The organism is Parvibaculum sp. (assembly GCF_049672805.1).
Lineage (GTDB): Bacteria > Pseudomonadota > Alphaproteobacteria > Parvibaculales > Parvibaculaceae > Parvibaculum.
In genome coordinates this window covers 1-22,482 of the sequence record NZ_JBATWS010000071.1, presented here as the reverse complement: position 1 = coordinate 22,482, position 22,482 = coordinate 1, and the positions used below count along the sequence as shown (strand labels likewise).

At 59.5% G+C, this 22,482-nt stretch carries 18 protein-coding genes; 13 read left to right on the top strand and 5 right to left on the bottom strand.

Annotation, left to right across the window (positions count from 1 at the left end):
* Positions 1–1,359, bottom strand: a 1,359-nt coding sequence (locus WBF74_RS02345; protein ID WP_424434586.1) for a TonB-dependent receptor, incomplete at its 3' end; no start/stop codon positions are given.
* A 198-nt stretch (positions 1,360–1,557) separates the two neighbouring features.
* Between WBF74_RS02345 and WBF74_RS02340 the strand changes: the two genes are divergently transcribed.
* From WBF74_RS02340 to WBF74_RS02325, 4 genes are all read left to right on the top strand, one after another.
* On the top strand, positions 1,558–2,211 hold the full coding sequence (locus WBF74_RS02340) for a cytochrome c oxidase assembly protein (protein ID WP_424434583.1): 654 nt from the start codon (positions 1,558–1,560) through the stop codon (positions 2,209–2,211).
* A gap of 4 nt (positions 2,212–2,215) precedes the next feature.
* A complete protein-coding gene (locus WBF74_RS02335; RefSeq protein ID WP_424434580.1) occupies positions 2,216–2,980 on the top strand; it encodes a lysostaphin resistance A-like protein in 765 nt (254 codons plus the stop codon).
* A 222-nt stretch (positions 2,981–3,202) separates the two neighbouring features.
* Positions 3,203–4,573 (top strand): surface lipoprotein assembly modifier, encoded by a 1,371-nt coding sequence (locus WBF74_RS02330; protein WP_424434577.1) that lies wholly within the window; start codon positions 3,203–3,205, stop codon positions 4,571–4,573.
* A 20-nt stretch (positions 4,574–4,593) separates the two neighbouring features.
* The gene (locus WBF74_RS02325) at positions 4,594–7,650 is read left to right on the top strand and encodes a hypothetical protein (RefSeq protein WP_424434574.1); all 3,057 of its coding nucleotides are present in this window, start codon (positions 4,594–4,596) and stop codon (positions 7,648–7,650) included.
* A gap of 75 nt (positions 7,651–7,725) precedes the next feature.
* Here WBF74_RS02325 and WBF74_RS02320 read toward each other — a convergent pair whose 3' ends face one another.
* Positions 7,726–8,298, bottom strand: coding sequence for a TetR/AcrR family transcriptional regulator (locus tag WBF74_RS02320; RefSeq protein WP_424434571.1), 573 nt, complete (start codon positions 8,296–8,298; stop codon positions 7,726–7,728).
* Positions 8,299–8,467: 169 nt separating this feature from the next.
* Between WBF74_RS02320 and WBF74_RS02315 the strand changes: the two genes are divergently transcribed.
* Together WBF74_RS02315 and WBF74_RS02310 are read left to right on the top strand one after the other, a co-directional pair.
* The gene (locus tag WBF74_RS02315) at positions 8,468–9,712 is read left to right on the top strand and encodes a parallel beta-helix domain-containing protein (protein ID WP_424434568.1); all 1,245 of its coding nucleotides are present in this window, start codon (positions 8,468–8,470) and stop codon (positions 9,710–9,712) included.
* Between the two features lie 2 nt (positions 9,713–9,714).
* On the top strand, positions 9,715–10,788 hold the full coding sequence (locus WBF74_RS02310) for an SO2930 family diheme c-type cytochrome (RefSeq protein WP_424434565.1): 1,074 nt from the start codon (positions 9,715–9,717) through the stop codon (positions 10,786–10,788).
* Between the two features lie 15 nt (positions 10,789–10,803).
* On the opposite strand, the gene WBF74_RS02305 is transcribed toward WBF74_RS02310, so the two are convergent.
* Positions 10,804–11,406 (bottom strand): hypothetical protein, encoded by a 603-nt coding sequence (locus tag WBF74_RS02305; protein WP_424434562.1) that lies wholly within the window; start codon positions 11,404–11,406, stop codon positions 10,804–10,806.
* 45 nt (positions 11,407–11,451) lie between these two features.
* Positions 11,452–12,450 (bottom strand): KpsF/GutQ family sugar-phosphate isomerase, encoded by a 999-nt coding sequence (locus WBF74_RS02300; RefSeq protein WP_424434589.1) that lies wholly within the window; start codon positions 12,448–12,450, stop codon positions 11,452–11,454.
* A 189-nt stretch (positions 12,451–12,639) separates the two neighbouring features.
* Here WBF74_RS02300 and WBF74_RS02295 point away from each other — a divergent pair, with 189 nt between their 5' ends.
* From WBF74_RS02295 to WBF74_RS02270, 6 genes are all read left to right on the top strand, one after another.
* Positions 12,640–13,422 carry a metallophosphoesterase family protein gene (locus tag WBF74_RS02295; RefSeq protein WP_424434559.1) on the top strand — a complete coding sequence of 261 codons (783 nt, stop codon included), beginning with the start codon at positions 12,640–12,642 and terminating at the stop codon, positions 13,420–13,422.
* A 203-nt stretch (positions 13,423–13,625) separates the two neighbouring features.
* Positions 13,626–14,279, top strand: coding sequence for a polysaccharide biosynthesis/export family protein (locus WBF74_RS02290; RefSeq protein ID WP_424434556.1), 654 nt, complete (start codon positions 13,626–13,628; stop codon positions 14,277–14,279).
* Between the two features lie 425 nt (positions 14,280–14,704).
* Positions 14,705–15,238: a hypothetical protein gene (locus tag WBF74_RS02285; protein ID WP_424434553.1), complete on the top strand. Its 534-nt coding sequence runs from the start codon at positions 14,705–14,707 to the stop codon at positions 15,236–15,238.
* A 115-nt stretch (positions 15,239–15,353) separates the two neighbouring features.
* On the top strand, positions 15,354–16,628 hold the full coding sequence (locus tag WBF74_RS02280; RefSeq protein ID WP_424434550.1) for an outer membrane beta-barrel protein: 1,275 nt from the start codon (positions 15,354–15,356) through the stop codon (positions 16,626–16,628).
* 217 nt (positions 16,629–16,845) lie between these two features.
* Positions 16,846–19,125: a GumC family protein gene (locus WBF74_RS02275; protein WP_424434547.1), complete on the top strand. Its 2,280-nt coding sequence runs from the start codon at positions 16,846–16,848 to the stop codon at positions 19,123–19,125.
* Complete coding sequence (locus WBF74_RS02270; protein WP_424434544.1) at positions 19,115–19,837, top strand: hypothetical protein; 723 nt, start codon at positions 19,115–19,117, stop codon at positions 19,835–19,837. The genes WBF74_RS02275 and WBF74_RS02270 overlap by 11 nt, the downstream gene beginning before the upstream one ends.
* On the opposite strand, the gene WBF74_RS02265 is transcribed toward WBF74_RS02270, so the two are convergent.
* Entirely contained in the window at positions 19,824–21,266 is a 1,443-nt protein-coding gene (locus WBF74_RS02265; protein WP_424434541.1) for an O-antigen ligase family protein, read from the bottom strand. The two genes, WBF74_RS02270 and WBF74_RS02265, sit on opposite strands and share 14 nt — an antisense overlap.
* A gap of 198 nt (positions 21,267–21,464) precedes the next feature.
* On the opposite strand from WBF74_RS02265, the gene WBF74_RS02260 reads away from it, so the two are divergent.
* On the top strand, positions 21,465–22,482 hold a 1,018-nt coding region (locus WBF74_RS02260), incomplete at its 3' end, for a hypothetical protein (protein WP_424434538.1).

Sequence of the window (22,482 nt, the reverse complement as noted above, 5' to 3'; positions counted from 1 at the left end):
CTTGAAGGTGTCCACCCGGCTCGGGATGCGCAGATAGCGTCCGAAAACACCATTGGGTGCGTGGTTTTCATAATCATAGCGCGTGTATTCGAAGCGCAGACCCGCCGTGAACATCGTGTGCGGAGCAAGACGCCATTCGCTGTGAATATAGGGCGCGAGGACGAGTGCCTTCACCGTGTAATCATAGTGCACGCCCTGCGGCATGGTGCCCATCGTCGGGGTGTCCTGAATTTCCTTAAGGTAGCCATCCGTATATTCGGTATCGAGGCCAAAGATGATGCTGTGTCCGCCATCAAGCGTGGAAATGAGGCTTGAAAGCAGGCCGCCGCTCCAATGGCCGTTTTCTTCGCGCGGCTTTCCGGGCGGCATGAAGTGCATCAGGAAGTTCATATCGTTGACGCGCGCATAGGGCGTCAGCACCAGCATCAGATCGTCGGAAAGGTCGCGCTCCATCCGCATAGCGGCGCGCACAGCCCATGCGTCGCGATAGGCTTCGGGATTGGGGTTCGTCTTGTAAAGCGCCGGGTCCTTATAGGCGTCTGGCCCGACGACGTAGCCTGCCGTTTCCTGATTGGTGTTCACGGCGGTCAGCGTCGCGGTGATGCGGGTTTCCGGCGCGGCGTAGTCGTAGCGGAGCCGTCCCTTTTGCTGTTCAAGGCCGGATGCGGCGCGGAAGCCGCCATCATGAAGCACGGCAAAGCTGCCGCGGATGCCATGTGTCGAGGCACCTTCGCCGGAAAGCGTGCGGCTTGCCGTGCCGGATGATTTGTAGAAATCATGCGGGCCGCCCCAGATGGTCAGTTCCGCATCGCCGCCGGGCACGGGCGGGCGGCTCAGGAAGTTGATGAGACCGTGTTCGGCATTCGAGCCATAGCGTGCGCCGCCGGGGCCGCGCACGACTTCTATGCCGCCGGATATTTCGTCCATCGCCTCCATCAGCGCGTTCACATTGGCAAAGCCTGCCGCGCGCATGGGGACGCTATCTTCGAGATAGAGGAAGGAGCCAGCGCCCGCGCCGCCCGACAGCACGGGCGAGCGGATGGCGGTGAGGTGTTCTGCGCCGCTTCCCTGCTGGATGCCGACGCCGGGAATCCGGTTCACCGCTTCAGCGGGCTGGCCGGGCTGGATGAACTCCATCTCCAGATCGCTGATCTTGGAAATATTGCCTGTATGCGTGGCGCGAAGCGTGCCGAAGCCCGTTGTGGTGACGGTCAGCTCATCAAGGAGGAGGCGTTTTTCCGGCGCGGGGGCTTCTTCCGCGTGGGCGGTGGAGGCGGCGAGAGGCAGGGCAAGGCTGCCGAGAAGGGCGGAAACCGCCACGCTGCTACGCCAGAGGGACGCATACCGAAACCTGTTCACCTGAATCACTCCCCGCCCGATGCCTTGTTTCCTGTCTTTTGGCTCGTTTCGGCCGAATTGCCTCATTGTTAGCATGGTGAGCGGTTGCGTCGAGCCTCGATCCGGTGGGGGCCGTCTGAATGCGCGGCAATCGGCCACGGGAAACAGGGCGGCCTCACCTTGCCGGGGCAGGGGGCAAACTCTAGAGTTCCTGCCGACATGAAAATCAGAGGCACATCCATACCGCCCCTGGCGCTTTCTGCGGGTCTGATCGCGGTGGCGACCATGGCCGTCATCTATTCACCGACGCTTTACCGCATGTTTTGCGAGGCAACGGGCTATGGCGGCACCGTAACCGTGACACGGTCGCTGAAGGAGGTGCCGAGCTCCCCCATCGGGCCGGTCGTCAAGGTGCGCTTTGATGCCAATGTCTCGCCCGGCCTCGACTGGAGCTTCGGTCCCGTCGAAAAGGAGGTCGAGGTGAATGTCGGGGTACCGAAGACGATCTTCTATCGGGCGGTCAACAACAGCAGCGAAACGCTGGTGGGGCGCGCTACCTATAATGTGACGCCGGGGATCGCCGGATATTATTTCAACAAGACAGATTGTTTCTGTTTCAGCGAGCAGAAGCTTGAGCCGGGCGAAAGCGCGGAAATGCCGGTCATGTTCTTCATCGATCCTGAAATGATGGACGATATGGACACGAAGAGTATCCGCACCGTTACGCTGTCCTATACGTTCTTCAAGTTGAACTCCGATGAGGATGCCATTGCAGCGGCCAATTCGCTGAAGGAGACGGGTGACACACGCGCGCGCGAGCTGTCAGAGGCGACGAGCGCGGAGTTCACGAACAACGTGCAGCGCAGGCGCTGACCCTATGAAAGTGTGGGAGCCAGAGGCAGAGCCGCGCCCCACAGCAGAGCCCGCGCCGCGCACGCCGCGCACAGCCGAGAGCTGGCTTGATCTTATTCTTCTGCCGCTTCTTTCTGTCGGCCTTACCGGCGCGCTGATCTTCGGTGCGGGGCAGGTGAGCCTGCCGCTCGACGAGGCGGTGGTGCTTTATGGCTCAATGATCGTGCTTTACGCCGCGGTCATTCTGGCCGTGGCGCTGCTCCTTCGCCTGCGCGGGTTGCGGCTTTTTCAGACGTTCCTGTCGGCGGGGCGGGCGTGGTCGGGCTGGGTCGCCATTCCGCTCGGCATCCTGCTTGCCCTGTGCGCCTCGGGGGTGATCGAGCTTCTGCCGGAGGGTATTCAGCAAGAGCTGATGGAGCGCAATGAGGAGATGATGCCCGATACGCCGGGGCAGGCGATAGCGCTCTTTTTCGTCGCCGTGCTTCTCGCTCCGCTCGCGGAAGAGCTTTATTTCCGGGGGCATCTGCTGCGACTCATGTCGCGCCATATGTCATTCGGGGTGGCGGCGGTGCTGAGTGCGCTTCTGTTCTCGCTGGTGCACGGGCATCTTCTGTCGCCGGGGCTTGGCGGGATGGTGCTTACCCTGATCATTTTTCTGCTGGGGATCGCCCTTGCTTTTGTCGCACGCTGGGGCGGCAGCCTGCGTGCGCCTTTCGTTCTCCATGCCGCCTATAATGCGACGCTGACCCTTCCCGGGATTTATCTGCTTCTGACAGACGCCCCGGCATAAGCCGGCCACCGGCTCCATTTCTCGCCACGTATATAAAAGTAGGGTCGGTTCCTCACCGCCATCGTTCCATATTGATCCCGATTTAGTCCGTTTGGGTCATGCGGGCCTCTTAACTCTCTCTTTACTCTCCGCCGCAATGGCGCAATCGCGCCGTTTGGCTGTGCCTTGCCGGGTTGTGGGCGAGCGCAGGGGGTTCTGTATCGGCTTTAAAGGGATGAGATGATGAGGGCGAAACGGGGTGATGCGGAGACGGCAATCATGCGTGGCCGGTTCCGTGCGCGGCCATTTGTCGTGGCGGCGGCATTTCTGCTGGTGGCAGCGGGGACAGCGGTTGCAGGCGCGATGGATGAAGCGGCCCAGCGGCTGGGCGCAGGGGATGCGCAGGGCGCTTACCAGATTCTGAAGCCCGAGGAACGGAACCTCGCGGGCAATCCCGATTATGACTACATGCTTGGCGTGGCCGCCATCGATTCCGGTCGCCCTGCCGAAGCCGTTGCTGCTTTCGAGCGCGCATTGGCGGTGAAACCCGATCATTTGCAGGCCCGCGCTGAACTCGGCCGCGCCTATATCGCGATGAACGAGCCGGAGGCAGCCCGTCGTGAGCTTGCGACGGTGCGCGGTCAGGAGGTGCCGGAAGATGTCCGCGCCACCATCGACCGCTATGTCACGGCGCTTGATACCGGCCTTTCCGGCGGCGGCACGCAGATCCGCAGCAATGTGACGGTGAAGGTGGGTTACGACACCAACGTCAACAATTCGACAAGCGACTCGCGCATTCTCATCCCTGCCTTTGCAGGACTTGGCTTTGCAACGCTCGGCGCGGGCGCGACTTCCGAAGAAGACGGCTTCGGTGAAGTTTCAGGACGCACCTCACTCGTGCACGGGCTTGCGCTCGACAAGCAGCTTCTCGTTGATCTCAACGCCTCCTATCGCGGCAATCTGGATATGGAGCAGTTCAATCAGGGGCTGGCGGGCGCGAATATCGGCTTTGCACAGCGCACACCTGATTACGGCACTTTCGCTCTCAGCGCGCAGCTTCAGGCCTATTGGGTGGATGACGAAGCCTATCGCTACACCTATGGCGCGCTTGGCCAGTGGACGCAGCGCAGCAAGTCGAACACGGATTACGCCGTCTATCTGCAATATGCGAAGCTGAACTATCCCAACAGCAGCGCGCAGAATGCGCACCGCTACACGGCAGGTGCCACTGTCGGCAAGGCGCTTGCGGGTACGAGTGAACCCTACATCCATGCCGGTGCCTATGCAGGTATCGAGAAGATGACGGACGGTGCGTTCGATCATCTTTCTTACGATTTCGCAGGTCTTCGTGCGGGCGGCGAGATGACGCTGATGCCGCAACTGCGGGGCTATGCGGTCGCGGCGGTCGAGCTGTCCGAGTATCACGACACGGACCCGCTTTTCCTTGAAGAACGCTCCACAGTGCGTGCCGATGCCACGGCCGGCTTGCGCTATGCGCTGCGCAACGATCTCTCGCTTGGTGGCGAGGTCACCTATACGCGGTCGGACAGCAACATCGTGCTCTACGAATATGACCGCGTGGTTGCCTCCGTCTCTCTCAGTTTCGATTTTTGAACCGCAAGGAGCCTCAATCCATGAAAAGCAATCTTTTTAACCGGCTTCTCGCAACCACAGCGCTTGCAGCGCTGTTGTCGGTTCCTGTTTCCGCTCAGGCGCTTCCCGTCCTCTTCGGTGATGCGGCGGCAAACGGTGTTTCGATCAGCAATATCGAGCCCGGTCAAACGGTGACCGCGACCACGCTTCTGCAATTGCAGGCAGAGGACGGAAGCATCATCACGCTGGAACCCGGCACCGTGTTCACACTGACGGGTGAAGGCGACAGCATATCGATTGAACTCATCTCCGGTGCGGCACGCGTTGCCTCCAGCGGGTTGCCGATCTCGGTGTCGCGCGGCGGCGTAACCATTTCCACGTCAGGCGGTGCGTTCAGCTCCTTTGCCAGCGATGATGGCGGGCTCTCGGGGCGTGTCAATCAGGGCACGGCAACGGTTGCCAATGCGAGCGGCACGCGTGAATTTGCGCGCGGCGAAGGCTATGAAGCGACGGAGACGAGCATCGCCGGCACCTTCACCCCGCCCCAGCCGGGAAGCACGCAATATGCGCAGAACCAGACCGAAGATGAGCCGGATTATTCGCCTGCCGATCAGCAAGGATCGACGGGATCGGCCATTGTTGAAGAAGCTGCAGGCGGTGGCGGTGGCGGAGGCTATGGCGGCACCCCGCCGGTAACGGGTGTTGTCGTTCCGCTTACGGGCGATGAGGATTCTGGCTACACGCTCGTCTATGCGGCTGATGCCATCGGCATTGACGCGCGCGATCCCGCAAAGGTGACAATCGGCGCAAATGGCGAGCTTAACCAGTATGATCTGGAGCCGGGTATGCCGGAGCGGCTTGAGCGCAATTCGAACCAGTCGCTTGAGCGGGGAGAGTCCAACGGCGTTTTCATCGAGCGTTGGGCCGGCGGTGAGACGCGCGGCAATTATTTCAATGTCAATAATGGCACAACCTTCTCGGATATGGGGCGCACCAGCCATCAAGGGTTCCACCTTGCTTATGGCAAGCCGAGCGCAGATGTGCCGGTGAATGGCGTTGCAACCTACTCGCTGGTGAGCGCAACGAAGCCGACCATTGATAATGGTCAGTTCGCGCCGGGTACTTTCTCGGGCGAGATGTCGATCCTGTTCGGGCCGATGCTCGGTATCGGCATTGATTTCGACATCGATATGCCGGGCGACCACATCTACAATATCAAGACGCCGGGCGGGGTCGCTGCGCCGACTACAGGCGGCATCTATTATGATCCGTCGAGCCAGGTATTCCGGGTGAACAGCATTACCATGGCGCAAGGCGGTGCTGCCTGCCCGACGGCCAATTGCGATGCGGTTGTCTATGGCTTCTTCGGCGGCACGGATGCGAGCGATATCGGCGTCAGCTATCAGATCATGGATTTCTCCATTCACTATGATGACCTGTTCCGTGCCAAGCGGATTTCCGGTGCAGCCGTCTTCACACAGGCGGGATATACGCCCGGTGGCGGCAGCGGGCCTGCTGCGATGGAAAGCGGTGCAATCGATGCTCCGCTCGTTGCCTCGCCCGGCAATGTGAAGTGGTATGGCAGTCTCTTCTACAGCCCTGCGATCAATTTCCAGACGGCGAAGAATCTGGGCGGGCAGAACGACATCGTTGCCTGGGGCGACGACGGGGCGGTGACCTACATTCAGGCGACCGAAGTCTCGCTCGCGCGGTATGATCGCGGTACCGCCGTGACGGCCGATCTCTATGGTACGGAGTACATGCAGATCGGCCGCTGGAATGGCGGCGATATTACCGTCAATCTGATCGACGAGCAGACATTCTCGCCGAATGGCTATCAGGGCATTGTCTATCTCGTGGGCAGCATGCTCTCGAGTTCGCTGCGGCCTGAGAACATCATTGCGACCTATGATCTTGCAGGCGCGACCGCGCCGATATTCGCGGGCGGCAATTTCGCGCCGGGTGTCTTCGCCGGCACGGCTGCCATCCAGTTTGGCGCGGCGAACACCAACGCCAAGATGGGCCTCGATGCCACTGTCACGATGGATGAGGGCGGCGATATCGTCGTCTACAACATCTCTACCACCGGCGGCACGGCGACGCCGGGCACGAGCGAGATCACGCTTTTCGGAAGCCAGATCAACGGGTCGTATCAGGTGCAGTCGCCAGACGGGGTTGCTTGCTCCGGCTCTGCCGTCAACTGCAACGTGAATGTGAATGGCTTTGTCGGCGGGCCGCAGGCGCGTGAGGCGGGCATCAACTATCTGATCGGCAACAACATGGCGAGCGCGATCTATGGCGCTGCGATCTTCGCTCGGGACGATGTTGGCGATACGCTCGACGGCTATCTGATGGGCATGACCTATGCGATCCGCAGCCCGGACAGCGCGGTTCTGGCGGGCAGCTTCGGCGATATCAGTGCGGGCGCGACCGACATCACCATCCTCAATAATGAGGTGAAGGAGATCCACGGCTACAATAATTCCTACACGCCAGGCGTAGCAACGGTGTCGGAAGTTGGTGGTTCGCCGAGCGTCATCTCGTGGCAGCGCTGGTCGGATGGCCAGATCGGCGGGCAGAGCTTTGGTTCGCCTCGCACAACCGTTCTCGGCGAGAATCAGAGCATGCATGTGCTCGCCTGGTCGCCGGCAACGAACCTGCCGACAGAGGGTGTCGCAACCTACACGCTGGCCGGTGCGACCAATCCGACGATTGCGGATGGTTCCGTGGCGCCGGGCACCTTTGATGGTGCAATGGCGGTTGCCTTCGGCTTCGGGAACACCAAGGTCGGCATTGATCTCGATGTTTCGATCGGTGGCCACACTTACAACATTGCCACCACTGGCGGCGTTGTAACGCCCTCTTCGAGCCAGATGAGCCTTGGTGCTTCTGCCTCCTTCTCCAGCACGATTGATCTCACGCCGGGCGGCGTTGCCTGCCCGGATGCGGCCTGTCAGGCGAAGGTTGCAGGCGGTCTTGCGGGCAGCGGTGGCAGCCATGCCGCTCTTGCCTACACGATCTCGGCGAATGGCAATCCGACCGCCAAGGCCGTGCAGGGTGTCGCGGGCTTCGAGCGCGGATCGATTATCGCTCCCTGAGTAATCTCTTCCGATTACGCCTTTGTGGGGGCGGGTTTGAGGCCGGGCAGCAACGCCCGGCCTTTTTCTTTCGGACTATCTGATCGTGCGCTCTAGCGCGAGAAGGAGATGGGCTTCGATTTCCTTGCGCATGGCAGCGCGGTTCGCCCTTGTGGCGGGGCTCATGAGATAGAGGTCAACGAGATTGCCGAGAAGCGCATACATGAAATGAAGCCGGGCAGGAGCAGGCCGCGCGCGGGGCGAGAATTTTTTCAGGAAGGGTGCGATGAGATGGCTGACGGCAAAGAGGTTCGCGCCATCCTGATCGCTCTCGATGGTGCGCAGTGAGCGCATGGCCCGAAGCAATCCCGGATGGGCGGGCATGGTTTCTGCCGTATCGAGATAGATGTTGAGAAGCTCCCGCGCAGCATCTTCGGGCGGTGTATCGGATGGAAGCTCTCCCAGCCGCCCGGCGCAAATGGCGGAGATGCGCGCGACCGAATCGTCATAGGCGGCAAGCAGCAGCGCATTGCGGTCCTTGAAATAGCGATAGAGGCTCCCGACGGACATGGCGGCGCGCTCGGCAACGCTTGTGGTTGTCACAGCTTCCGCCCCGCTTTCGCTCACAATTTCTTCCACAGCACGCAGAAGTGCTGCGCGCGTTTCCACGGCCCTTGCCTGCAAGGGCGGCTTTTGCGCGGCGGAGGCGGATTTTGTTTTGCTGACTCGCTTCATGAAAAGTGAAACTATTTCATTTTTCTTGACGGGGACAGGGAAAAGGCAACAAGGTGCGGGGAAAGAGCCTGCCGCAGTCTGTGGCGCAACGGGGGAGGAAATGATGAGAGCGATAGTGTCACGGGCATGGGCGTTTGCGCCGGGACTGGCGCTGACCTTCGGTGTGGTGACGGCCAGCATGGCGGCGGAAATCCGCCTGAGCCCCGCGGATGGCGTTGAGAAGCTTGTCGAAACACTCATTCTGGCAGGCGAGGGGGACATGATCCTTCTCGATGAGGGGCGCTGGGAGCTTGAGGACGGGCTGGTGCTCGATGCGAAGGGCGTGACGATCCGCGGCGCAGGTGCGGAGAAAAGCGTGCTCTCTTTCAAAGGACAGACCGGCGCGGGTGAGGGGCTTCTTGTCACCTCCGATAATGTGGTGCTCGAAGATTTCGCGGTCGAGGATACGAAGGGCGACGGTATCAAGTCGAAAGGCGTTGACCGGATCACCTTCCGTAACCTGCGCGTCGAATGGACGAAAGGGCCGAACGAAAAGAACGGCGCTTACGGCGTCTATCCCGTTTCTTCGACCAATGTGCTGGTGGAAGGCGTCACCGTGCGCGGCGCTTCCGATGCGGGCATCTATGTCGGCCAGAGCCAGGACATCATCGTTCGCCACAGCCTTGCCGAATATAATGTCGCCGGTATCGAGATCGAGAACAGTTTCCGCGCCGATGTTTATGGCAACCGCGCGCAGCACAATACGGGCGGCATCCTGATTTTCGATCTGCCTAACCTGCCGCAACAGGGCGGGCATGACATTCGCGTGTTCGACAATGATGTCGTGAATAATGACACGCCGAATTTCGCGCCCGAGGGCAATATTGTCGGCAGTGTTCCGACCGGCACAGGCATCATGGTGATGGCAAACCGCAATGTGCACATTTTCGGCAATCGCCTTTCGGGCAATGGCACGACGCATATTCTGATCGCTGCCTATCCCAATGATTTCGACGATGATGAATTCATGTTCGTGCCGCGCGGTGTCTATATCCACGGCAATGAATATGGCGAAGGCGGCGGCGCGCCTGCGGGCGAGATTGGCGAGATGATCGCGCATTACACGGGCACACCGCTTCCCGACATTATCTGGGATGGCGTGACGCGCCTCACGGAATGGCTCACATGGGTCGCGGCAGAGGACCGCATCTATATCAAGGAAGCAGAAGGCACGAGCTTTGCGAATCTGAAAATGATCTCGCAGATGATCCTGCCCTGGCGCACAAGCCTTGATCGCGACATTGCTAACTATGCGGGCGAGTTGCCGGAAATCACCGCCGTATCGCTGCCTCAGGATAGCGAGAGCTGAACATGAGCGTGTTTCCGGTCATGCGGGTGAAGGAAATGCTGACGCGGCTTTTGCTGGGCGTCTCTTTCCTCACCTTCATGGCCGGGGCGGCGCTTGCGGTTGATGATGCGGCGATTGCGGGTGCAAGGCCGCCCGCAAAACTTTCCGCATTCGGTTTCTTCGCCGATCTCGCAGACCAGGTGCCGGCGGCTGGTGTAATGCCATTTGCCCCCGCGACGCCGCTCTTCACCGACCATGCGGAGAAGTTTCGCTTCGTCTATATGCCGGAAGGCACGAGTGCCGCTTATGACCCGCAAGAGGTGTTTCATTTTCCGGTCGGTACGGCGCTCATCAAGACTTTCTCCTATCCGGCTGCAGAGCGTCCCGGCGGATATCGCCATATCGAGACAAGGCTCTTGCTGCGGCAGGAAAGCGGCTGGCACGCCTGGGCCTATGTCTGGAATGACAAGCAGAGCGATGCGGAACTCAGGATCGCTGGCGCGAAGATACCGCTCACCATCGCGCTGCCGAATGGAGGCACGAAAGACATCCTCTATGCCGTGCCGAACAAGAACCAGTGCAAGGGCTGCCATGCAATCAAGGGCGAGGTCGAGCCCATCGGCCCGAAGGCGCGTCATCTGAACCATGTGTTTGCCTATCCGGACGGGAAAGAAAATCAGCTGACGCGCTGGGCGGCTGCGGGGCGCCTCACCGGGCTGCCGGATCTCGTGGAAGTTCCCGCCGTTCCCCACTGGCTTGATGTTGCGGCACCGCTTGATGCGCGGGCGCGAGGCTGGCTCGATATCAATTGCGCGCATTGCCACCGGCGTGGCGGGCCTGCGGACAATTCCGGTCTCTTTCTCACATGGGATGAGAAAGACCCGGTGGCGCTCGGCATTCGCAAGCGCCCGGTTGCGGCAGGGCGCGGGGCGGGCAATCTCGCTTTCGATATTGCGCCGGGCGATCCCGATGGTTCGATCCTGATCTATCGGGTGGAGAGTGATGAACCGGGCGTGATGATGCCGGAGACAGGGCGCACACTGACGGATGATCGCGCGGTTGCCCTGTTGCGCGAGTGGATCAGCACCATGAAGTGAACCGGGCGGCGGTGCTCAATCCGCTCTGACGGGCCGTGGCGTTCCTGCCCCCCGCTCCCAGACAAAAGTGAGGGCGGGATCGGGCACATGGAAGGTCGCATAGGCATAGCCTGTGCCTTCGAAAAAGCGCGCGATGAATGGCCCCTGATAATTGAGCCAGTCGCCATAGCGGCCAAGCCGGTAGGGAAGGTTCCGGGGAAGAGCGCTTTCGGCCGGCAGAATGATGCTGTGTCGATAGGCAAGCGGCGGCCCGTCGGCATCGATCTGGACCATGCCGGGTTCCGGGCAGCGGGCATCAGGATCAAGCTTGCAGCCATTGAAGGTAATCCTGCCCGGCCCCTCCTCGGCCAACCGGCGCTCACGGAGCGGTGTCGCAAGATCGCGCGAGCAGAAGCCTGCCCCTGCATCTGCGGCGATGGCAGCATCAAGATAGACCGGTGCCCCGTCATTCTCCCGTGCGAAGTCGAGCAGCGCCAATATCGCCTCGCGCTCGGCTGCAAGATCAGCACTTCCACCCGCGCAGGAAAGTCGGAAGCGGGCAGCAGGCAGCGGCTCGGCTGCGGCGGGCGGAGGGGTCGCAAGGAATCCTGCCCCTAAACTGGCTGCGGCCAGAATCATGAATGGGCGGCGCATCGGGCCGGGTTTTTCTCTGGCGCTCACCTGTCAGACTACCCCGGCCTTCAGGAAGTCATGAATATGGACAAGGCCCACAGGGCGGTTGTCCTCGACCACGAAGAGACTGGTGATCTTCCGCTCATTCAGGATTTTCACCGCTTCGGAGGCAAGCGTTCCGGGGGAGACGGTCTTGGGGGACCGGTTCATGATCTCGCCCGCGGTTTTCGTGAGCAGGCCGTCTGTCCCGGAATTGCGGCGGATATCGCCATCCGTGATCATGCCGATGAGGCGGCCTTCCTCATCCACGATGCCAACGGCACCGAGGCTTTTCTGGGACATGATGAGGAGCGTTTCCGACATGCCGGTGTCGGGGCTCGCCAGCGGCAGGGCGTCGCCCGTATGCATGATCTCGCGCACGAGCTTCAGCATGGCGCCGAGCTTGCCGCCCGGATGGAAGATGCTGAAATCCTTGGCGGAAAAGCCTTTCATCTCCAGCAGCGCAATGGCGAGAGCGTCACCCAGCGCAAGCTGCATGGTGGTCGAGGTCGTGGGGGCAAGCTTGTTGGGGCAGGCCTCTTCCGCCTTGGGCAGGACAAGGGCGACATCGGCGGCAGTGCCGAGGGCGCTTGTCGCAGCCGAGGTCATGGCAACAAGCGGGATGGCAAATCTTTTCGCGTGCGAAATGATGCTCGACAGCTCTGCCGTCTCTCCCGACCAGGAAAGGGCGAGGATGACATCCCCCGTCGTGATCATGCCGAGATCGCCATGGGAGGCCTCGCCGGGGTGAACATACTGGGCGGGCGTGCCGGTGGAGGCGAGGGTTGCCGCGATCTTCCGGGCGATATGGCCCGATTTGCCCATGCCGGTGACGATAACGCGGCCCGTTGCCCCGCCCAGCGCCTCGACAGCGTTTGAGAAGGGGCCGTCCAGAGTGTCCATCAGCGCCTTCAGCCCTTCGATTTCGAGGGTGAGCGTCCGGCGGGCAGAGGCGATATGCCCATCGCCGGCCTTTGTCGGACGGGTCGCGTTTGTCGATTTATTGGGCAATGTGTCTCCCTCCGGCGGTATGCTCTTGAACGGCAGCAATTTGCCCCCTTATACAGCAGGCAGGATGCATTGCGTCAGGGGTTCGTTTCGGGTTCCCCCGGATTGGCAGAGCATCTCCTTGTTCACACTCGGATTTCCGTTAGGGTGAAAAGATGGCGTCGCCGGGGCTGGTCACGGCGAAGGGCGCCGGTGAGGGTATCTGTGCGTGGATTTGTGGCGAGGCTGAAAGGCGCGTTTGGCGGCGCGGAGGAAGAAGCGGGGCTGCCACCGGGCCTGCGCGTCTATGCCATAGGCGACATTCACGGCCGCGACGACCTGCTGGCCAGTCTTCACGAGAAGATCGAAGCGGATGCCAAGGCCTCGCCTTGCGAGCGCAATATCGTGGTCTATCTCGGGGATTATGTGGACCGGGGGCTTCAGTCGAAGCAGGTCATTGACCGGCTCATCGGCAATCGAATTGCCGGTTTCGAGCATGTCTTTCTCAAGGGGAACCATGAGCAGGCCATGCTCCAGTTTCTGGGGGATGCTGCCTTTGGCAAGACCTGGAAATATTTCGGCGGGCTTGAGACGCTCCATTCCTATGGCATCACGGAACTGACGCTGACGGATGATCCGCAGGCGTTTGAACGGGCACGCCTGCATTTTCTGGAGGTTTTGCCGGAGGCGCATCGCCATTTCCTTGAGACGCTTCAGCCGTCTGCGGAGTTCGGGGGGTATTTCTTCGCTCATGCGGGGGTGAGGCCCGGCATATCGCTCAGCAGGCAGATCGAGGAGGATCTGATGTGGATTCGCGACGAATTCCTTCAGTTCGATGCCTCCTTTGGCAAGGTCATTGTCCATGGGCACACGCCGGGCGAAGAGGTGGTGGTGCGGCGGAACCGGATCGGCATCGACACGGGGGCCTATATGACAGGTGTGCTGACAGCCGTGGTGCTTGAGGGCGACGAAAAGCGCTTTATCCAGACAAAATGAACTGACAGGCTCTCTTCCAGGGGCGGTTAACCAGTAATAGAAAATTCATTTCGGCTTACGGTGTTTCAACTCTTTGAATCGTAGGATTGATGCTAGACCGGGGGCATAATGCTTCAGACCGCCTATTTTGAGTGCAGATGCGGGAATGTATCTGCGGCGAAGCGGGCAGGGTTTGAGAGAGGCACGTAGAAGAGGTGGTAAGAATGACTGGAATTAACGGGAATTCATGTGGACGCGGTCTGCGGGCGGTTTCCCGGCTTGCCACAATTTTCCTCGTGGCAGGCTTTCTTGCGGCGTGTGCTGATGGTCCGCGTCCAAATAGTGCCGGTCCCGCGACGGCGCCCGCCCAGACGGTTGCCGCCACTGCAGATGGCTCTGTTCCCCTGCCTGGTGATGCGACGGCGGATTATTCGCTCGGCGTGGGCGACAAGCTCCGCGTTATCGTCTTCGGCGAGCCTGATCTTTCCGGCGAATTTGACGTGAGCGGGTCGGGAAATGTCGCCCTGCCCCTTATCGGGCAGGTGCGTGCCAAGGACCTGACGCTGAGTGAGTTCGAGGACGCCGTCGAGGCAAAGTTCAGCGAAGGATATCTCAATAATCCCCGCGTGAGCGTGGAAGTTCTCAACTATCGCCCCTTCTATATCTATGGTGAAGTCGAGAATTCGGGTCAGTATCCCTATACGAACGGGATGACGGTGCTGAACGCTATTGCGGTGGCGGGCGGCTATACTTATCGCGCCAATACCGATCGGGTATTCATTACTCGTGGGGAAGGCGCCGAGCAGGCCTATCCTGCCAGCCAAGCCGTTCGCGTTCTCCCTGGAGATGTTGTGCGAGTGCCGGAACGGTTCTTCTAAATATAGTATTTATATTTCCGGCATTGCGATGTGTGAATCAAGAGAATGACGATGTTCATCTTTGTGTTATTCGGAAGGTAAAACATCGTTTTCAGTAAGTGCAGCCGTGTAATACACTATGTGTATTAGAGTCAATCGGAGGCGTTTCTCTCTGGCGCGGCCGCGATGTATTTATGCCACGGCGCGCGAAAACAATTCGTTAACTGAAAATTATCCATGTTCAGAATGGATGGTTCCCTTATTGTGGCGCTATGACGCTTCGATGTCAGGTGATCCCCGGCAAGGGGCCGCCTGTCCGCTATATCGAAGGGGGAAGCGCAAACCTTCGGGTTTTCGCCCGGAAGCTGCCCTCCGGTTGGCCTGACAACATTGGGGAAGCGCGCTGGTGGTTTCGGCTCTTGCGCTGCTCCTCGGGAGAATAAGTTATGAAAAGAATTTTCTTTGCACTGTCCCTCGCTCTCGCTTTTGTGGCGGCGCCCGCAATCATTGCTGTGCCGAATGCCGCTGCCCAGGGGGTTGAGGCCGTTCAGGTGATGGAAGCAGAGGTAGAGGCGCTTCTGATTGCCAATGCCGACAATCCCGAAGCTTTCGCGGCTGCGGTTGAGGCGTATGTGCTCGCCGCTGGCGATGCGGAGCTTGCGACAGAGGCCGTGATCAACGTGCTCACCAACCCCAAGAGCGAAGCAGCGCGGCTCGCGCTCGCCAACAATCCGGAGTTGAAGGCTGCGGGTGGACGGGGCCTCGGTGCAGCGATCGCGCAGATTGGCCTCACCAATCCGACTGTTGCCGCTGCCATGCAGGCGAAAGTCGAAGCGTCGAATGACGAATCGCTTCAGGCCGCGGTTTCGGAAGGTAATGCCGAGCGGACGGCATCGATCCAGCAGCAGCAGGCTGCGGAGTCCGGGGAGACGGCCGAGAATAACGACTCCACGCCGGAAACTCCCGTGAGCCCCAACTAACAGAATACGAAAACTGCGCCGGGCCCAGATGCCCGGCGTTTCGAAATGTTAGGTTTCCGGCAGGGCGCTGCGCTCGCCGGAGTGACACTCAATACCGAATTCAGGGGATAGATTGATGTCTTCCATAGTTTCAAAAGCGATGATCGCTGCGATTGCCGTATCGGCATTCTACACAGTGACCCCCAATGTCGCTTCAGCGCAGACCGCCGAGATCGTCGATGATCGCAATGTGAGCGTTCGGGATCGTGTGCGTCCCGGCTATGATGCTGTCGGTGTGCGGGCCGGTGCTTTCACGGTTTTCCCGGAAGTCTCGGTGACGGGCACTTTCAACGACAATATCTATGCGACGAATGCGAACACCGAGAGCGACTTCATTACGACACTCGGCGCGCGCGTTTCTGCAGCTTCGACCTGGAGCCGCCACGCGCTCAACCTCCGGGGCGGCGTTGCGCAGCATCTCTATGCTGACAATGATGATGAAGACCGGTTCGATTGGGATATTGGCGGTGACGGGCGTATCGACATCACCCGCGACACCAATATCTTCGCCGGGCTTTCCTATGCGGAGCTGACAGAAGATCGTGGCGCTCCGAACGCCATCGGCCTCGCGGCAGAGCCGACTGAATATTCGCTCTTTCAGGCCAATATCGGGCTTGACCATCGCTTTAACCGCGTGACGTCGCGGCTTGGTGCGACCTATGCCGATTACGACTATGACGCCGTGCCGCTTGTTGGTGGTGGTGTGCTGAATCTCGATTCGCGCGATCGTGAGGAAACCACCCAGTTCCTTCGCCTCGGCTATGACGTATCGCCCGACACGAATGTCTATGTGCAGGGCACGCTCAACCAGCGTGAATATGACCAGAAGCCCCCGGTCGTGGCTCTGAACCGTGACTCGGACGGTTATGCCGTGGTCGTGGGTTCGGATTTCCGCCTGACCAATCTTGCTCAGGGCGGTGTCTTCGTGGGCTACCAGTCGCAGGAATATGATGATCCGACCCTGCCTGAGATTGATGGCCTTGCCTTCGGTGCCAATGTGGACTGGTTCGTGACCCCGCTCACCACGGTGCGTTTCGAAGCCGCTTCGACGATCGAAGAAACCATCAGCGCAGGCGCTTCCGGTTATACGGACAATTCGGTCGGCATCCGCGTCGATCACGAATTGATGCGCAATGTGATCTTTGGCGGCAAGGTGAACTTCGCCAATCAGGATTATGAAGGTATTGCGCGCGATGATGACGTGCTTCGGGCAGGCCTTGGCGTCGATTACCTCCTGAATCGCAATTTCTCGCTGCGGCTTGGCTATGACTATACGGATCGTGACTCCAGCGTTGCCGGTCTCAGCTACAGCCGGAATGAAGTCGGCCTGACGCTCAAGGCGGGTCTCTGAGACGTTCTGCCGGATTTGAGAATGAGGGCAGCGGGGCAACCGGCTGCCCTTTTTTCTTGTGCTTTTTTGTCCATCGCTGCGGTGTTGTTAATTCAATGCTTGTTGTATTGGGATAGAGTTGGAATGAAGACCTCGTCGCCAAGCTGAGGCGGGCGGCGGAAGGGGTTCGAGCAAGAGGCACCCGGATAATGTTGCGGGCTGATGCCTAGAGGGTTTGATGACAATGAATGCGCCGATTGCGGGCGGATCTCCGCGCGGAGACGGGTCCACCTATGAAGCCTTCGAAAAGAAGGAAGATGAGGATTTTTTCCAGCTTGATCTGAGGGCGCTCTATCGCACCCTGCGCAAGCGGCTTGGCCTCATCCTCTCGGTGATGTTCGGCGTCACTGCGCTCGTTATGGTGGTTGTGCTTCAGCAAACACCTCTCTACACGGCCTCGGCCCAGGTTCTGCTTGATCGGCAGAAGATGCAGGTAACCGATATGGAGGCTGTGATTTCCGGCCTTCCCGCGGACTCGGCGACTGTGGACAGCGAAGTGGAGATTTTGAGATCCCGTGCCCTGGCCGAGCGGGTCGTTGACCGGCTCGATCTCATGAAGGACCCGGAGTTCAACAGCGCCCTGCGCGAGCCGTCCGTATTGCGCTGGCTCGATCCCCGGCTCTGGATCCGGGAGGGTCTGGCGCTCATTTCGGCCGAGCCTGCACCCTTGGATGAGGAGGCCCGCGCGCGCGCGGAAAAAGACAGTGTCACAGCTGCCTTGCTTGGGCGCCTTACCGTGGCTCGTCAGCGGCTCACCTATGTCATCGATATTGCGATTGTCTCTGAAAGCCCGGCGAAGGCGGCGCGTATCGCCAATGCCTATGCCGAGACTTATATTCTCGATCAGCTTGAAGCGAAGTTCGACGCCACGCGCCAGGCCAATGAGTGGCTGTCACGCCGTCTGGGCGAGCTGCGCGAGCAGGTGCGGGATTCCGAAAGAGCGGTTGAGATTTTCCGCAGCGAACAGGGATTGGAGTCGCTCGGTTCCGGCGTAACGGTATCTGAGCAACAAATGTCCGAACTTAACGCGCAGCTTATTCTTGCCCGCACGGCGCTTGCCGAAGCGCGCGCGAAGTATGAGCGCGCCCGCCAGATCCGTGGCTCGGGTCGCTCGATCGAGAGCATGGCGGATGTCGTTCAATCAGGGACGATCTCGCAGCTTCGTCAAAAACAGGCAGAACTTGCGCGCGAACTGGCGAACCTCTCCTCACGCTATGGCCCCCGGCATCCGGAGGTTGTGAACGCGGAAGCACAGCGTCGTGATATCGAAAACCAGATCAGCGCGGAAATTTCTCGCATTATCGGAAGTCTGGAGAACACGGTATCGGTGTCGGAAACCCGGGTCGCCTCGCTTGAGCAGAGCCTGCGCGACATTCGCGGCGAAACGGGGGAGAGCGGGCAGGCAGCAGTGCAATTGCGCGAACTTGAGCGCGAAGCCGCCGCAAACCGGGCCGTCTATGAGAGTTTCCTCAACCGCTTCAAGGAGACCTCCCAGCAGCAGGACTTGCAGGTGCCTGACAGCCGCGTGATTTCAACGGCCACGGCTCCTATCTCTCCGTCTCATCCGCGCAAGGCACTTTCGCTGGCTCTTGCTCTCGTATTGTCAATGATGCTCGGTGTGGGGCTCGCCTTCCTGCTTGAGTACCTCGATAACGGAATGACGACAGCCCGCGACGTTGAGGAAACTCTGTCGCTTCCACATCTGGCTTCCATTCCCCTTGTAGGGGTGGAGAAAGGCCCGGATGGCAAGCCGCTCAAACCTCATGATTATCTGGTGCAAAAGCCCCTGTCGGTTTTCTCCGAGGCACTCCGGAGCCTTAGAAGTGCGTTGCAGCTATCGAATGTCGACAATCCGCCAAAGATAATTCTCTTTACCTCGGCTCTTCCAAGTGAAGGCAAGACGACGACATCGGTATCCTTCGCGCGGGCGGCCGCAGTGTCTGGCCTGCGTGTGGTGCTTGTAGATTGCGACTTGAGGCATCCCTCTGTTCACAAGACATTCGGATTGCCCACTCCGCAAACGGGACTTGTTGAGTTGCTCGCCGAGCGTCTGGATCCGCAGGACGTGATACTTCAGGATGCCAAGACGGATCTCAAGATTCTTCCTGTCGCTACCGGCTCGGCCAATCCGCCCGACGTGCTTGCCTCCTCGCAGATGAAGCTTCTTCTCGAGCGTTTGCGTGGAGAATTTGACCTGGTGGTGATGGACAGTGCACCGGTGCTGCCTGTCTCTGATAGTCGTGTTCTTGCGCGTATGGCGGATCAGACGGTTTTTGTGGTGCGCTGGAGCGAAACGCCGCGCGACGCTGCACAAATGGCAATCAAAGAGCTTCGGCACTACGGCGCCGGCATCGCTGGTGTGGCGCTTGCTGCTGTCGATACGGTCGCCCAGGCAAAATACGGGTACGGCGACGGCGGCTATTACTACGGGAAATACAGCCGGTACTATGTCAATTGACGCAAACAGGAAGCATGCAGGCATTGCCCGGGCATTGCCGCTTCTTGCGACAATTCTTGGCGTGGCGCTTGTCGTGCTTGCGGTACCCCGCGTCATGGCTCACGCCACGCTTCTTCCTTTCGGGGATGTAAGAAGCGGTCTGGTTACCGGACGCCATATTCTGGCGCACAGGCTGGATGAGGCGCGATCAGCATTCCTTACTGCTGCTGCGTGGGCACCCGGCGAGCCTTCTTTCTGGCGTGAACAGGCACTGATCGCGCGCCGTCTGGCGCGTTCTGACGGCGCCAGTGGAGACAAGCGCGATTATCTTCTGAATGAAGAAGCGCTTGCCGCCGCGCGCCATTATGTCCGGCTCTCACCCGGAGATGGCTATGCTTGGGCGCTTTTTGCCCAAACCAGAATTGATGCCGATGCGCGCCCGGCTGATGTTGTTCAGGAGCTTCGTCTTGCCAGACTGACGGCGCCGAGCAGAGCTTCTGTATCTCTCGTTCACTTCCGCATCGCGATGCTGCACTGGAAAGACACGCCCGATGAGATACGTGAAATTAGCATGAGAGAGGTGCTTGCCTACTGGCGGTATCGTCCACTTCGCCCGCTTCTCGTCAGCACCTATCTTGAGGCGGATTACGCTGCGCGTGCAGCATTTCGCGAGGCGCTAGGGGCCGACCCCCGCGCCCTTAAGCGGTTTGATCGGCTGCTTATTTCAGGTTAGGCGGAATATCGGTAGATGGTGCGGCCTTCTGCGGACCTTTGCGCTTTTCGGGGACGGCTGACTGTGCCACGGCAAAGCCCATGATAAAGGCATAGAGAATTGCAATCGCCGGAATTTGCAGGCTGAAATCAACCAGCGCGTGAAGTCCGACGAGGATTGTTGCCGCCACGCCGAGTGCCGGGAAGGCGCGTCGACTGCGACGTAACCGGACACCGCGGAAGCAGAGCAGGGCGAGCCAGAATATTGCGCCATGCAATGTAAATGCTGCCGGTATGCCAAGCTCCGTCGCACTCTCCAGATAGCTGTTGTGCGCCTTCTGCCAGACGCTGAAAAGAGCGTCATCCTCCCGGTATGTCTCAATGGCCGTCGCATAGGTGCCGAAGCCGGTGCCGACGAGGGGGGCGGTGCGGATGACCTGAAGCGTGGTGTCGTAAATCTCGTGGCGTAGCGTTTCTCCGGAAATCAGCAGGCCGTCCTTCTCGATTCGCTCGACAAGCTTGCCGCCCCCTGCAAGGAAACCAAACCCAGTGAGCAGCAGGAGAGCGAGCACCATCGCGTTGCGGCTCCTCTTGCCGCTGCTGCCTGATCCGGTCTGGAAGGCCGTGAGGGCAAAGAGGGCGGCAAGGGAAGAAGCAATACCCGCCCGGGAAGCACTCAGAAAGAGCGCGACAAGAAGCAATAACGTGGCGGCCGTGTTCCAGCGCGCGTCGGACAGAAGCATTTCGATGGCGAGTGCCAGCTTCTGCCTTGGTGTGCGCGAGGTTGAAAGGATGTGCTGGACCCTTTCGAGCAGCAGCGACAAGGCGCAAAGCAGGCAAAGGCCGGTAAAGGTCGCGAAGTTGTTGCGGTTAACGAAGGTGCCGACTGCCGAGTGGGGATGGTTCGGCATGTCGATGAAAGGCAGCCAGCCGACGCCCAGAACGAAGTTCAGGATCCCATAGGCGGCATAGAACCCGCCGATGGTGACAAGCCATTGTCGCGCACGCGCAGCGAACTTTGCGTCCCGCGTCGCCGAAAAAGCGAGCCAGAATACCCCTGCGTAAGCGAGCAGGTTCATCAGCGCCGCTCCGCTTGCGGCAGGGTCTATCGTGATGCGTGGTGTGAGTGGCTCACCTAATACGCTTGAGGCTTCCGTCCAGATCGGATGACCGAGCGCAAGCCATGGCGCAGGCGCCATCTGGATCAGTATCCAGATGATGACCAGAACAAAGGCAATGAAAGCGGGAGCGAGAGGGGAGGAATGTCGCGCCGTTTCGTTGGCACCCCATATGGACATACCTGTCTGAAGAAGGAGCAGAACCCCTACAGTGAGGGCGATGATTGCTGCCGGTAATGGCCGGTTGCTTCCGAGGGGGAGGGGGGCAAAGGTGACGAGAAAGACGAGACCGGAAAATACAACCTGCTCTCGAAACCGGGTGAAGAAGCTCATGTCGTGCGTTTACCCTTCTGACACCCTGGAGCCTGCAGAAGACAAGTACTCTGTTTCAAACGGCTATTAAACATAAACAGCTTTTGGCGCCATCAAAAGCAGTTGTGTGCTTAACCTGTACTTGCATCAATGCAGTCCTGCTGCGTAATCTCACGGTATGCTGCAATGCAATGATGACGGGGCGGGGGGCCACGCATAATGGCCACAACATCGATGACTGGCGCCCGAATGACGCACCGGAACAAGGTGCGTATCCATATCGACGCGATGTCGATTTACGGTATTGGTCTCGTCATTTATTTCGCTTTCGCCTCTATCTATGTCTTTCCCAGTGGCCTGCCACAGCCGGGTGACTATCTGATCGCAGCCGCTTCAGGATTCCTCCTGTTAACGTCCTTTGCGATCGGTCGGAGCTACAAGGCGGTTGTTTTCTTCTCTTTCTTGTTTGTCCTTTATGCGTTCTGCATATCGGCAATATGGGCGGCGCTCGTATCCGATCCGGACATGCTTCGCATTCCGGCCTATTACCTGTTTAACTTTGTCGTCTTTCTGTCGGTGATTGTTGCCACATCAAGGGCGCCTGACCGGACGTTCAATATTCTGAAATATGCCGCGATGGCCGGCGTCGCCTCACTTATTGTGCAGTTGGCCGTCTCGTTTAACTTCAGTCTGCGCCGCCAGTCGCTGGGTTTTAACAACCCGAACCAGCTTGCTTATTTCTCACTTTGTCTTTGCGGCATCCTGCTGTTGCTTCGTCACTCGGGTAAATTTTCCTTCTATATGTTCGCAGGACTCTACGCCGCGTGCTCGCTCGTGCTGCTCATGTCCTTCTCGGCAACGGGCACAGTTGCCTGGCTATTTTCACTCGGGATCATTCTTTTTTCGCAGTCGAAGCGATCCAAGTGGACATTCGTGGGCACTGCTCTCCTGCTGCTGGTTTCCGGTTGGGTTATCTACTTCTTGGTTACGCAAGATACGTATTTCTCGGAAAGCCTTACCTATCGTATCGGTCGTCTTGATGCCAAAACGCAGGACATATCGGCGCAACGCGGCTATGACCGCATTGTGGAATTTGCGCAGTACACATTCTTTGGTGCCGGGGAGGCAGGGCGCTGGCGCTTCGGAAAGTTCGGCGACAAGGAACTTCATTCCACTGTGGGCACACTCATCTTTTCCTACGGAATTGTCGGCACCACCATCTTTGGGGCCTTTCTCC

Excerpts from the sequence above, each read along its gene's own strand:
- WBF74_RS02305 (WP_424434562.1), bottom strand. The coding sequence starts at position 11,406 with ATGATTCTGGCCGCAGCCAGTTTAGGGGCAGGATTCCTTGCGACCCCT.
- WBF74_RS02330 (WP_424434577.1), top strand. The coding sequence starts at position 3,203 with ATGAGGGCGAAACGGGGTGATGCGGAGACGGCAATCATGCGTGGCCGG.
- WBF74_RS02340 (WP_424434583.1), top strand. The coding sequence starts at position 1,558 with ATGAAAATCAGAGGCACATCCATACCGCCCCTGGCGCTTTCTGCGGGT.
- WBF74_RS02335 (WP_424434580.1), top strand. The coding sequence starts at position 2,216 with ATGAAAGTGTGGGAGCCAGAGGCAGAGCCGCGCCCCACAGCAGAGCCC.
- WBF74_RS02280 (WP_424434550.1), top strand. The coding sequence starts at position 15,354 with ATGTCTTCCATAGTTTCAAAAGCGATGATCGCTGCGATTGCCGTATCG.
- WBF74_RS02265 (WP_424434541.1), bottom strand. The coding sequence starts at position 21,266 with ATGAGCTTCTTCACCCGGTTTCGAGAGCAGGTTGTATTTTCCGGTCTC.
- WBF74_RS02275 (WP_424434547.1), top strand. The coding sequence starts at position 16,846 with ATGACAATGAATGCGCCGATTGCGGGCGGATCTCCGCGCGGAGACGGG.
- WBF74_RS02285 (WP_424434553.1), top strand. The coding sequence starts at position 14,705 with ATGAAAAGAATTTTCTTTGCACTGTCCCTCGCTCTCGCTTTTGTGGCG.
- WBF74_RS02270 (WP_424434544.1), top strand. The coding sequence starts at position 19,115 with ATGTCAATTGACGCAAACAGGAAGCATGCAGGCATTGCCCGGGCATTG.
- WBF74_RS02315 (WP_424434568.1), top strand. The coding sequence starts at position 8,468 with ATGAGAGCGATAGTGTCACGGGCATGGGCGTTTGCGCCGGGACTGGCG.
- WBF74_RS02325 (WP_424434574.1), top strand. The coding sequence starts at position 4,594 with ATGAAAAGCAATCTTTTTAACCGGCTTCTCGCAACCACAGCGCTTGCA.
- WBF74_RS02310 (WP_424434565.1), top strand. The coding sequence starts at position 9,715 with ATGAGCGTGTTTCCGGTCATGCGGGTGAAGGAAATGCTGACGCGGCTT.
- WBF74_RS02290 (WP_424434556.1), top strand. The coding sequence starts at position 13,626 with ATGACTGGAATTAACGGGAATTCATGTGGACGCGGTCTGCGGGCGGTT.